Origin of the sequence: Shewanella avicenniae (assembly GCF_017354945.1) — a bacterium.
GTDB lineage: Bacteria > Pseudomonadota > Gammaproteobacteria > Enterobacterales > Shewanellaceae > Shewanella > Shewanella avicenniae.
The window spans coordinates 140032-153086 of the sequence record NZ_CP071503.1; the positions used below are offsets into that span (position 1 = coordinate 140032).

Below are 13055 nucleotides of genomic sequence, written 5' to 3' on the forward strand. Positions count from 1 at the left end.
TTAGCGAGATGTCCAAAAGTACCGGATCGGATCATGCCTCGAACATCCTGCAAAATGAGATTCCGATAGCCTGCATCGTTTAATGCATCAACAACATTGTTGACTCTTACATGGTGTAAAAACGCTGTAATTAATTTCATGATGTATCTCCTCATAAGACAGCTGTTTACGGCTCAATAAACAGCTGTCTTTGCGTGAATTAAGATTTACTTACTGGTCGAAATGACATTCGGTAAAGCCCTGGCAATACAAGCAATGTCAGTAACGTTGAAGAGATGATTCCACCAATAACCACTGTAGCAAGAGGTCGTTGAACTTCCGCGCCAGTACCGGTATTGAGGGCCATCGGAAGGAAACCTAAGGCAGCAACAAATGCAACCATCAAGATGGGACGTAAACGCATCATTGCACCTTCACTAATGGAGACATCAATCGATTTGCCGTCCTTTAGGCCATCACGGAATGCAGACACCATCATCACACCAGTCAACACAGCAACACCTGATAAAGTAATGAATCCTACACCTGCGGTAATGGACAATGGAATGCCGCAAATCCAAAGTGATATCACTCCACCGGTAAGCGCGAGCGGTACGCCGCTAAATACCAGAAGTGCATCTTTTGCAGAACCGAAGGTCATCATTAACAGCGCGAAAATTGCGAGTAATGTAATAGGTACAAGTACGCTCAATCGTTTGGATGCAGATTGCAATTGCTCAAAGGTGCCGCCGTAACTAATCCAATAACCTGACGGGAGTTTTACTTGCTGCTCAACCTTTTGTTGAACCTCAGCAACAAAACCGCCAAGGTCGCGATCCTTTACATTAGCACTTACCACTAAGCGACGTTTGCCATTTTCACGACTGATTTGGTTTGCGCCAGGAGCAATTTTTAACTTCGCAACTTCACCTAGTGGAACATAGCCACCATCAGCTAATGGAATGGGAAGACGTGAAAGTGCAGTCAAATCATTACGCAATTTTTCAGGTAAACGAACGACAAGATCGAAACGCTTATCGCCATCAAATATTTTTCCGGCTTCTTCACCACCCGTTGCGATGGATAGCGTTTGTTGAACATCTGTCATATTCAATCCGTACCGTAAAAGAGCAGGACGAATCGCTTCAACAGAGAGAATGGGCAAACCATCCACTTGTTCAACCTTCACACTATCAGCACCTTTAATACCATTCAGCACACTTGCAATTTGATTACCAGAAGCGAGCAGTTGCTCAAGATCTTCACCGTAGATTTTGATACCCAGGTCAGAACGCACACCTGAAATCAATTCGTTGAAGCGAAGCTGGATGGGCTGGCTAATTTCGTAAGCATTACCTGGGACAGATGCCAGTTTGGCTTCGATATCTTCAACGACTTCAGCTTTCGTGCGATGAGGTGTGGGCCAATCATTTTTATCTTTCAGCATGACATAGCCGTCAGAAATATTTGGCCCCATTGGATCACTGGCAACTTCAGCGGTACCTACGCGAGAGAAAAACGTTTTTACTTCAGGCACTTTCATAACAGCACTTTCAACTTGAAATTGCATATCAAGAGATTGCGTCAAACTTGTACCAGGAATGCGTAACGCTTGAACAGCGATGTCGCCTTCATCCAAATTCGGAATAAATTCTGTTCCCATGCGGGTAGCAATGAATCCCGAAATCAGAACGAAAACAACAGCGCCCGCAAGAATGGGCTTGCGTAAACGCAACGCAAAATCGAGTACTCCGGCGTATCCCTGCTTGGCTTTACGAACAATAATATTTTCCTTTTCTTCGATATGACCCGATAGCAAAAGAGCAACAGCTGCAGGAACAAACGTTAACGACAAAATCAGAGCTGCGATCAACGCCATGATGACGGTCATTGCCATAGGGGCAAACATTTTTCCTTCAACGCCAGTCAATGCAAGGATTGGAAGATTTACAAGGATTACTACCAGCACACTAATTAAACTCGGCGTGAACACTTCGCGCGTCGCACCGAATACAACTTGAAAACGTTCGTCCAAATTTAAATTGCGACCTAAATGATGTTGTCGTCCTGCAAGTCTCAAAATACAGTTTTCAACAATGATTACTGCACCATCCACAATCAAACCAAAATCCAATGCACCCAAACTCATCAGGTTTGCGCTGACTTTTGTTTGAACCATGCCCGTCATTAACATCAGCATCGAAAGCGGAATAACCATTGCAGTGAGTAATGCGGCACGCACGTTTCCAAGCATTACTAGCAACACAACCACAACCAGAATTGCACCTTCGAGCAAATTCTTTTGAACCGTTGCAATGGTTTTGTTAACCAAAATAGTTCTGTTGTAGACAGGTTCGGCAGTCACACCCTCTGGTAGCGTTTTATTGATCTCGGTAATTTTGGCAGACACCGCCTCAGAAACCGTTCGGCTATTTCCGCCGAGCAACATCACTGCGGTACCTAGCACAGTTTCTTCACCATCTCTGGTTGCCGCGCCTGTCCGCAATTGCTTACCAAAACTCACGTCAGCCACATCTCGAATAGTCACCGGTAAATTCCCGCGATGAGCAAGAATAATTTGCTCAATCGAAGGGATATCGCTGACTTGGCCTGGAGCACGAATTAAGTATTGCTCACCATTTTTTTCGATATAGCCAGCACCAACGCTCACGTTGTTTTTCTTCAAGGCTTCTACAACATTTTCAAAGGTAATTCCGTAAGCCAACAATTTTGCTGGATTAGGTGTGATATGAAATTGTTTTTCAAAACCGCCAATCGTGTTGATTTCTGTCACGCCTGGAACTAAACGCAATTGCGGACGAATCACCCAATCTTGCAATGTACGTAAAGCGGTTGCATCGTAAGGTTGACCATTCGCTTGGCGTGCTTTGCTATCCGCATGTACAGCGTAATGAAAGATCTCACCCAAGCCAGTTGCCACTGGCCCCATACCAGGCTCGATACCTTGAGGCATTTGGCTTTTCGCTTGCTGCAAACGCTCATTGATAAGATTGCGAGCAAAATAAATATCGGTTCCATCTTTAAACACAACCGTTACTTGCGACAATGCATAACGAGAGAGTGAACGCGTCTCTTCCACATTCGGTAAGCCTGCGATAGCAACTTCAACCAAGTAGGTAATACGTTGCTCAACTTCCAGCGGAGAATATCCAGGGGCAGCCGTATTGATTTGCACCTGCACGTTGGTGATATCGGGAACAGCATCAATTGGAAGACGTTGATAATTCCACAATCCAACTCCAGCTACCACCAACACTAAAAACAACACTAACCATCGACGAGAAATGGAAAACTTAAGAAGTGCATCAATCATGACGTCACCTCCCTGTTAACCATACTTTTCCGGAAGGAAAGAATACCAATGCAGAAATTATTCATGTTCAGCACCGTCCTTTCCTAATTCAGCTTTGATGATGAAACTGTTTTTGCTGGCATAGGTTTCGCCCGCTTTAACACCACCGAGAACTTCGCTGACCTCACCATCTGTGCGGCCCACTTTTACCGGGCGCGGCGCAAAGCCTTTTTGACTTCTAACAAATACAACTTGCTTGCCTTCGTGATCTTGTAAAGCCTCATTACGAATCGTTAAAGCAGCTGTTTTTTTTGCAAGAACGACATCTGCATTCACGAAAAGACCCGGTGTCCATTCGTGCTCAGCATTGGCTAATAACACGCGAGCTGTTAAGGATTGATTAGTACTGGAACCTAGGGCCGACACTGAAATAATTTTGCCTTCGCCAGTAACGTCATTTGATGGGTTGGTAACTTTTACGGTTTGTCCGACACGAATTTTTGCAGCATCGCGAGGGAAAATTGCAACATCAACCCAAACACTTGAAAGGTCTGCAATGACAAATATTGTTTTGTCCGTAGTTTGCTCACCGACATTGCTATGTCGTTCTGCAACGACGCCACTGATGGCCGATGTAATGGAGTAGGTTTTTAAGCTCTCGTTGCTTTCAACGGTTACTAACACTTCACCTTCTTTTACAGTGTCGCCAACTTTTTTATTTACGGTGCGAACAGTTCCAACAAAACGCGCTGCAACTCGTTGTATCTTTTCACCATTGGCATAGACCGTACCGTAGAGTGAGATCGTTTCACGAATGTCGGCAGGTCCAACTTGGGCAAGACCAATCCCCGCTGTTTTCAATTGTTCATTCGTTAAGGCTGCGGCTTCTTCTTCATGTTCTTCTGCTTTTTCCTGCTTGGCAGAAGCTTTTTGTTCTTCTTTGGCTGCATTTGCTAATGAAATTCCAATTAACGAAATGCTCAAAAATCCAATTTGTAAAAGATGTTTCGTCGATAAAAGGTTTTGGACAACTTTAAAAAATGATTTCATGGTTTAACCTCAGAATTTTGTGCTGTAGAAGTTCCACTGAGACGCTCTATCTCAGAACGCAACAAATGGACATTTGCCGCTGCATCAATTAATGCAGATTCGGCTTCTAACAATTCGCGCTGAGCTGTACTAAGTTCGAGGTACCCATAGCGCCCTTTATCGAATGCGGCTTTTGTCTCCCTTAATGCGATTTTAAGTTGTGGAATGACATCGTTACGGAGACTTTTTAACTCAAAAAGTGAAGCCTTATGCTCTTGGTAAAGGATGACCAATTGCGTGCGCATTTGACGAAATGCCACTTCGCGCTCGATATCAACACCTAATCGATTTGCTTTTGCGGTAGTTAATTCGCCCGCTGCTCTATTGTTCGCAAAAAGTGGGACGGAAATGCCCAAAACAACTGCCGTATCATCACTGGCTTGTAGCCGACGAATGCCAGCATTCCATTCAACATCAGCCTTACTTTGACTAAGAGCTAAACGAACCTCTGCATCTTTCATACGCGCTTCGTTCGCAAAAAGCAGAATGTCGGGTCGATCTGAAAGTTGAGCTAAAAGTTCGTAGAGAGGGAGAATGTCACCAGTACTGAAAAGATCCGCATTTACAGAGGTGAAAGTTGGATTAGTAGAACCCCACATGCCAGACAATTTGATGCGAGCAGCATCGAACTTTAATTCGGCCTGATACAACTCGATGGCTGTTCGAGATTGGTTGGCTTGAGCCCGCGCTAGCTCTGCATCAGGTGTATTACCTGAATTTACACGTTGCTTGATCGATGCAGTTGTCTCAGTTGCAAGCGAATGTGTTGATTGGCGTAAACCGAGCATCTTCTGTGCCGTGGCGACATCAATAAATCGGCGTGCTACTTCTGATAGCAAGTCCAATTCGATAATACGTTGTTGGAGATCTAAGCCTTGCTGGCGCTCATTAACGACTCCCATACGGGCTTCTTGTTTATCACCAAACTCAATGATTGATGACAATGTAAGTGTTACTTCGGCGCTTTTAGAACCTGAGTATTCTCCAGTTCCAGCAGCGTTTTCAACCGTTGCACCAATCTGAAAAGCGGGTCTCAATGCAGCAGTTTGAAGCTCTCCTTCAAGAGCTTGTTTGCGAAATTGAAAACTACTAAGTTGAGGGTTTTTGGCGAGTGTTGCCTTAATGGCATCGCTCAAAGAAAGAATGCTGCTAGGCGCAGCTGTAGTGTCAGCTGTTGTTTGAGCTGATACCTGAAGAGCGAACGAACAGAATAACAAGGTCGCTATCAGCGCGAACCTGATTCGAAAAATGGTCATATTTAACTCCAACTAATTGCGCAGATGCGCAAACACGCTACTGGCCAGGTCGCTTAGCGAGCAAAGCCAATAGAACAAGATAAAATTAGTGGGAGCTTTTAGGAGGAGCGCGAAGCGGTGGGCGTAACCATGTTAAGGTCAGCCTAACTGAAAGAGATTTTACGAATATGAATCGTTGACCACGAACAATTGGCCATACAAATAAAATAAAAAAAGCTAATGCAATAAAGGGTAAATCGAGATTGAATACTTTGATTACACTTTTCTGGACAGGGTTAGTATCGACATCAATATGCTCAGTGTCTGACGTAAAATGCTCAACATCTGAAATATCCAACGCATTGAAATGAATAGAAAGTGGAGGCTCACCGCCATCAAAGCAATAATGTAAATGCATCCAGCTCAAACTGGCAACAAACCATATGAGCAATGCATAAGAAGCCAATTTTCTTTGATGGACAAATTTTCCCAAATCTTTAGCTCACAAATTCGACAGTTTCTAAGTTGCAGCAATACTCCTTCTAAGATATTGGATTTTTCTAACAAAGTAAATTCTGATCTAAACCGATACTTTAGGTTCTTCGCGAGGTAGGTAGATGTGCTTTTGTAGAATAGCTAAATCTTCCGCTTGTTAAGCAAGTTGGCGTTTAAGTTATGTGCATGGATGTTGCGGGATTTCTTTGTTGATTAACTCCAACTCGAAAAAAAAGAGATGTCTAAAAGTATCGGAGTTGATCAATTTGGAATCGACCATTATTCAATGGACACTGGGTGGGATTACTAAAATTTGGTCAATTAGCCTAAAGGAACTGGTGACAGCCTCAAGAGTTCTGGTTTTGAATGGGGCAATTTTGCTTTGCGCTAACTAGCCGCTATCCACTCTTGTAGTGTACGATTTGCTTCAGTGTATTGACGTGAAACGATCAAATCGTCCTGAGAAAGGGCATCGGGATTGTAGTACGAAGCCTTGGCAACGCGCGAAAACTTCAACTTATCAGGGGCCACCTTAAAAGGATTTGGTTGTAAAGTACCAAATAGTGAATCGTGCGAGGCCATAAAATGCTCTCTTTCTAGTGTCGAAGAGTTGTTCAGCAAAGCATGGCGCAATGTTTCGGTGAGCAGGTGTTTGAGTATGCGGTTTTCGCCTTTACTTGCAGCAAACAGCGGTATCGCGAATTCGGCTTGTTCGAGAGCTGGTCTGATTTCAAGAGGTATGTTATTGGCAAGCCCTTTGAGATAACGTTTGAAGTATTTCTGACCTTCATCCGAGATGATGTCAAAGTAGCTTAGCTGCCGTCTTCGTATTAATCGTGATGACCATTGGGGTTCATCTGCAATTTTTTCCGCCCAAGGCATCCCCACAAGAACTATCGGTAGTTTTGCGGCCTCACTGAGATACTTTAAAGCGTTGGCGATGAGCTGGCGCTCTTGAGGAGACTTGAATTCAATGACTTCCTGAAATTCATTGATGATTAGTAATTCAACTTTCGCATTTATTAAGCATTTGACGGTATCTTTCCTTAAATCTTGTTGCAAACCTCGCTGTCCGGTTCTGCGATGACTACCAAACAACTCCAAATCTGACAGGATTTGAGCAAATGTATGGTCAATGCCTTTGCCACTGGCAATGCGGGATACCAAAATTGGGTGGTTAGTGCGCGATGCCGTTTGCAAAGATGCTACGCGCTTCTGATAGTGATTAATTAAATGGCTTTTCCCTACACCCGTATCGCCAGTCAGTAGCATGCATTGCGGATCAGAATGGAATAACCGGCTTGCTCTCAACTGATCAAAATCTTCAAATATTTGTTTTACCTGAGTGTGCTCAATGAGGCAGTCGCTAAACTGATTGAGCAATTGTATTTGATGTTCACTCAATAGTTGTGTCATTAAAACGCCTCTAAGTCGTCGCTGCTATCATCCCAAGACGAAAAGACGTTAGGTATTACAGAGGTTTTAGCTTTAGGCGACTGGACTGATGGCTCTGAAATTATGCTAGTAGGATTTTTATCACTGATATTGGAAAGCCGAGCTTGATTTTTAGTAGACTGTATTTTGGTTGTTTTTTGCGAGGTGTGGAGTTTCTGTTCCTGCGCAATATTCTCTTTGATGGTCATCCTTGCTTTAGCAAGGTTGAGTTCATCGACTTGTGCTGCAATGATTTGTTTGTGGTGTTTACGAATTGTTTTGTATCGATACCAACTCGTTTTATTGTCTGCTAGATGCTCTGCGCAAGGAACATTCAGATATCCATCGAGTTCTTCCAGAAAAACTTTGATGTTTGCAATATCGTCTGGGTCGATTTTAATTGTCTTTTGGCTGCTTTTTTGACTCTGTGGATATTGCTTCCTATAGTCAGCCAATGCAGTGCTATCGTATCTAAGTCCTTCTAGAGTAAAGCCATTTTTGGTTAGTTTTCGTGTGACTGTTTTTCCCATAATAGCATTGAAGCGCTGCTCATTATTTGGAGTTATCATCAGGGGGGGCAGTATTTCGAAGTTTTCTCGCCATTTGACGATTGGAATGCGTGTCATACGTGAATCAGGCTGTTGGTGGTAAACATCAACTACCCATCGATGAAACTCATTAATAAAAGTCGAGAATCGAATTGCGGCATGTTTTGCTGGGTTGTAGTTATATTTTTTCAGAATATTTGAGAAGGTTTTGCCTGGCATTTCGGAAAGGAAGTACTGATTGATAACACCAAATATTCTTTCAACATGTGGTTTTAACCATGGCTTCCCAGTAGGATTGTATTGGATATTGATACCAGCATCTTTACATGCGAGCTCTAAACTTTCTGACCAGAATTCAGCGCCATTATCGACTATCAATGTTTCGAATTTCCCATAACATGGCCAATCGTTAAGAAGTTCGATATCAAGGTGTGTAAAGTTCTTTGGTTTAATCGCATGACTAATTGCTTTTGCAGTCGAATCATACGAAGGCGGATTGAAGCTAATATGAAATCCAAGTATACATCCGCTGTACACGTCCAGAATCAGGGTTAGATATGGTCGTCCCAAAGGAATATTTAACTTGTCATCAATTACAATAAGATCTAGTGGAGTATGGTCTATTTCCACACGTTGTAAGATTCGAGTTGGTGGCTCGTGTGAAGCACAATATGAGAACCATTGGTCGGCTATAGACTTACCAAATCTGGCTAAAACTTGTTCATATGGTGGAAGTTTTTTAATTCGTTTGGCAAATGAAGTGTATGAAATTATGGGAATTTTACCTTCGACAATATGTTCATTGGCTATAATAATTCTGTCTTTGTAAAACTCATAAGCTCTAGCGATATCAGGGCGTTTTGAATCTAAAAAACGAGACAATGCTTCTTCAAAAAAAACTTCATCGCCAGTTACCTTGGCGGTTCTATTCCCCTTTCGATGATGCTGCTCTGCGAGTGACGAAACACTTCCTTGGGTATCCTTTAGTGCCTTGTTCCAGCGTGCAACAGTCCGCCAACTGGGGCAGTTTTCATGATCATCTTCAAACAATTCATTAAGAATCGGAGTGAGATTTTTTTCAGTCCAACCACCAGATAAACGACTTTCAATTTGTGAAAGCAGTATTAGCTTTTTGGTTGCGAGGGCTTGCTGATCTTCTGAATATGTCTGCAGGTCTCTTGGGAGAATGACGGCCTCATCAAGCTTGATATATTGAGCTGGCGTTTGCTGTGGTGTGAGTTGAGATGGATCAAATTCATCCTTGAAATCCATCATTGGCACAGACTCAACAACGGGTCAAACATGAGAGTCTGGCTATGAATGTCTGTACTTATACGCCGCTGACTCATTAGCTCTAACATAATACGTCGAGCGTCAGCATTACTAAGTTTAAGTTGGCGTGCTAATGAAGACAGTGAGCTCTCTCCTCCGGAATTTGCTATGAGTTGCAGTAGTTGTTTTTGTATTTCAGTCGTTTCATAAAAACCACTGTAGCGATGAATGAGCTTAAGATTATCGAGAGTAACGTGAGTTCGAATCTGCTTGTCTGTGATCAAGTACAGCGGAATCCCAATAGCTTGGGCCGCGATTCTTTTTGCAGCAAATTTTTGCTGAAATTCAAAATTTTGAGTACGACTATATGGCTTGTATTCGTGAAAACAATATGAGCTGTCATTGAATTCTAACAACATGTCCGGTGTGTAAGGTAGGGATTTCCCATTGAACGTATATCGAAATCCTTCTGGCTGACTTTTGAAGGATTTTACGTGGCTGTTATATTCGTGATGAAAACACGCATCAAACTCCAAAGGGCTTTCACAAAGCACCACTTCACCATTTTTGGTGCTGGCAAACTTGAAGACGTTCTTGTTCGGTGAGGCCTTTCTTAGGTCACGAATGTACACAGTGACATTGCTCCGAGGAGTGCCAACAGATGCTTTCTAAACTAGCTGAATTTTGAACAGGTTGCAAATTATGTCATTTTATGGTTATAAAATGTTTTAATTGTTTGAAAATAATGATTTTTATTTTGTTGGTAATTTTCAAAATCACAAAATTATGTCAGCTTATGGTTTAATTATGACAACTTATGGTTGTTTTATGTCAGCTTATGGTTATATCGACAGCGGGCGAAACTGTGTCAAATATGCCGACTGTTAATCCGTCATCGCGGCTTTGACGTAAACATCAAAACGGTTTTTCTTGGTTTCAATCACGGTTGAAGGCTTTTGGCCTGCAAGGTCTTCGGCGTAATCAGGACGTTTGACCACTACCCGCTTACGCGCGATCTGCAACGCCGGTGCTAACAGGGCGTCGGCATCATCATCACTGCCCACTAAGGTTTGAAAAACCCGCATCTCTTTTTTCACCAATGCTGATTTTTCGCGGTGTGGGTACATAGGGTCGAGGTAGACCACATCAACACTGTCAGCCATGGTTTCAGCCAGCAGTTCAATATGATGGCTCGGCAAGAGCTGCATCCGCTGCTGCATCCAGCCACCGATCTCCGCATTTTGATAGGCGCGCTGTAAGCCATCCTCCAGTAATGCCGCCACCACGGGGTGACGTTCAACTAAGGAGACTGTGCAGCCAAGGCTGGCCAACACAAATGCGTCGCGCCCCAGCCCGGCAGTGCCATCCAGCACTGTGGGATTCACCCCTTGTTTTAACCCCGCCGCTTTCGCAATCGCTTGGCCGCGACCACCACCAAATTTACGTCGATGCGCCACGGCACCTTCAATAAAATCGACACTGATGCCGCCAAGTTTAGGTTCATCGCGCTTGAATAAGGTCAGTTGCTCGGCCACCAGTTTGAGTTCGAATAACGCGTCTTGGGTGTGCTGTAGTTGCCAGCGGGCAGCAATGGCACTGAGGGCGCTATTGTCAGCATCAAAATAGATATCAAACGGCGTACGGCTCACTAGCGAGGTTCCTTCAGATGGATATGGCGGCATTATGCCAAAACTGGATGATGGCTGATAGCGCCGCTTGGATGCAATTTGGCGTGCGGCTCTCTATAATGCGGCCAACTCTGTCGACGGAATTTATTATGCTCAGTTATCGCCACGGTTTTCATGCAGGCAATTACGCTGACGTGCTCAAGCACGCGGTGCTGTTACACACGCTGCAATTGCTGCAAAAGAAGGACAAAGGCTTTGTCTATATCGATACTCATGCCGGTGCGGGTGGTTACAGCTTAGAGGATGAGTTTTCGCAAAAGACCGGTGAGTACCGCGATGGCGTGGCGCGCTTGTGGCAAGCGGCTGATGTGCCGCCAAGCTTGCAGCTGTATCTGGACAACGTGCAGCACTTTAATGGTGATAGCGACGAGTTAGTGCAGTATCCCGGTTCGCCTGCGCTGGTGGATATGAATCTGCGTCCGCAAGATCGTATGGTGCTGCATGAGTTGCACTCGACGGAACAAGAGATGCTGGCCGACTACTTTGGTGGCGATAAGCAGGTGCAGCTGGTGAATGGCGACGGCCTTAAAGGCTTATTAGCGGCGGTGCCACCGCTGGAGCGCCGCGGCGTGGTGTTGGTTGACCCGAGCTACGAAATCAAAAGCGATTACGAAACAGTGGCGGAAACCCTGATTAAAGCGTATCGCAAGTTTGCCACCGGCGTGTATTTGCTGTGGTATCCGGTGGTGGATCGTGAGCGCACTGAAGCCATGCTGCAAACCCTGAAAAACAGCGGTATTCGCCGTCAGTTACGCATCGAGCAAAATGTACGGGCCGACTCCAATGAATTTGGCATGACCGGCGCGGGCATGTGGGTGATCAATCCTCCTTGGCAGTTGGATACGCTGGCCGAAGAGATGCTCAACTACTTAAAACCCTTGCTGGGTGAAGCCGATGGCAGCATTCAGCTGACATGGGAAGTGGGCGAGTAACGGTTGTCTGGTCGCGAGTGTTGGCGCTTAATGCTGACGATAGCGCTGCAATAAAATCTGTACCCGTTTGACGTAACTTTGGGTTTCGGGGTAATCCGGCACTGCACCGAGTTGACTCACCAAGGTTGGGCCTGCGTTATAGGCGGCGCAGGCCAATTGAATATTGCCGTTAAAGCGCTGCAACAGTTTGGCGAGGTAGCGACTGCCGCCGTCGATATTATCTTGCGGATTATAGCGGTTACTCACCCCTACCGATTTCGCCGTTTCTGGCATCAACTGCATTAACCCCACAGCTCCGGTTTTCGAGCGCGCCGCCGGATTAAACGCGGATTCGGCGTGGATCACTGCGCGAATCAGTGCGGGATCCAATTTATGCTGGGCGGCGGCTAAGTTGATCTCTTGCTGATACGGCTCAGTGAATAGCGGCGTGTGCTGCCAGTCGACGGTGGAGTCTGGGTTGCAGGCATAGCAATCATATAACAACACTTCAAAGGGTTGATTTTCAGGTTGTTGATCACTAAAAACTACCACACCTTTTGCATTTTTGTAACGAAACACCCGTTCTTGGCTATCTTCAGCATGAAGTTGCATACAATTGAGCAGCAGTAGGCTACAGCCAAGCAAGGCTGCGCTACGGCGATGTCGGCTGCAAATGCATGCTGCAATGGGATTTTGTGGTGGTGTTAGCAGCATAGAATGCAACTCATGGTTAGTGGCCATTTATAGGTGATAAATTCAACATCAATGCAGTTTTGTCCTTGAGAAAACGCCTTTGTCCGTGCACAAGCCGCGTTATTTAGCTGCTTATGCTATCTAGTTGCTACGAATGCCAAAAATTAGCGAAAACACCTGTTAGGCGCGGTGAACTAGGCGCTTTCTGCCGTTAGTCCGTATGAACAAAGGTTCATTTTTAGCCTAAAAAATGTTCAGCATCTATTCAGCGTCAGCGAGCTAAAGTGAGACTGTTAGTTAAAACCAGTGATTAGTTATTCAGCTTACCTTTAGAATACCTTTAGACCCTCCCCGGGTCTTTTTTTTTGGCTGAATTTCAGCGGGCTGAATCAAGCTTT

General features: G+C 44.6%; 10 protein-coding genes. 1 reads left to right on the forward strand and 9 read right to left on the reverse strand.

Annotated elements, in window-relative coordinates; translation table 11 throughout:
- Positions 1-199: 199 nt before the first annotated feature.
- The 8 genes from JYB87_RS00620 to JYB87_RS00655 form a co-directional block, all read right to left on the reverse strand.
- Entirely contained in the window at positions 200-3313 is a 3114-nt protein-coding gene (locus tag JYB87_RS00620) for an efflux RND transporter permease subunit (protein ID WP_207355001.1), read from the reverse strand.
- 57 nt (positions 3314-3370) lie between these two features.
- Positions 3371-4342 (reverse strand): efflux RND transporter periplasmic adaptor subunit, encoded by a 972-nt coding sequence (locus tag JYB87_RS00625; protein ID WP_207355002.1) that lies wholly within the window; start codon positions 4340-4342, stop codon positions 3371-3373.
- A complete protein-coding gene (locus JYB87_RS00630) occupies positions 4339-5637 on the reverse strand; it encodes a TolC family protein (protein WP_207355003.1) in 1299 nt (432 codons plus the stop codon). The genes JYB87_RS00625 and JYB87_RS00630 overlap by 4 nt, the downstream gene beginning before the upstream one ends.
- Positions 5638-5722: 85 nt before the next feature.
- The gene (locus JYB87_RS00635) at positions 5723-6109 is read right to left on the reverse strand and encodes a hypothetical protein (RefSeq protein WP_207355004.1); all 387 of its coding nucleotides are present in this window, start codon (positions 6107-6109) and stop codon (positions 5723-5725) included.
- Positions 6110-6498: 389 nt separating this feature from the next.
- Positions 6499-7527 (reverse strand): TniB family NTP-binding protein, encoded by a 1029-nt coding sequence (locus JYB87_RS00640; protein ID WP_207355005.1) that lies wholly within the window; start codon positions 7525-7527, stop codon positions 6499-6501.
- Entirely contained in the window at positions 7527-9368 is a 1842-nt protein-coding gene (locus JYB87_RS00645) for a Mu transposase C-terminal domain-containing protein (protein WP_207355006.1), read from the reverse strand. The genes JYB87_RS00640 and JYB87_RS00645 overlap by 1 nt, the downstream gene beginning before the upstream one ends.
- Positions 9365-9997, reverse strand: a complete 633-nt coding sequence (locus JYB87_RS00650) for a TnsA endonuclease N-terminal domain-containing protein (RefSeq protein ID WP_207355007.1) — start codon at positions 9995-9997, stop codon at positions 9365-9367. Before JYB87_RS00650 ends, JYB87_RS00645 begins: the two co-directional genes overlap by 4 nt.
- A gap of 252 nt (positions 9998-10249) precedes the next feature.
- On the reverse strand, positions 10250-11047 hold the full coding sequence (locus tag JYB87_RS00655; protein WP_207355008.1) for a class I SAM-dependent methyltransferase: 798 nt from the start codon (positions 11045-11047) through the stop codon (positions 10250-10252).
- 95 nt (positions 11048-11142) lie between these two features.
- Between JYB87_RS00655 and JYB87_RS00660 the strand changes: the two genes are divergently transcribed.
- Entirely contained in the window at positions 11143-11985 is an 843-nt protein-coding gene (locus JYB87_RS00660; protein ID WP_207356559.1) for a 23S rRNA (adenine(2030)-N(6))-methyltransferase RlmJ, read from the forward strand.
- A gap of 27 nt (positions 11986-12012) precedes the next feature.
- Here JYB87_RS00660 and JYB87_RS00665 read toward each other — a convergent pair whose 3' ends face one another.
- Positions 12013-12678, reverse strand: a complete 666-nt coding sequence (locus tag JYB87_RS00665; RefSeq protein ID WP_207355009.1) for a lytic transglycosylase domain-containing protein — start codon at positions 12676-12678, stop codon at positions 12013-12015.
- Positions 12679-13055: the final 377 nt, after the last annotated feature.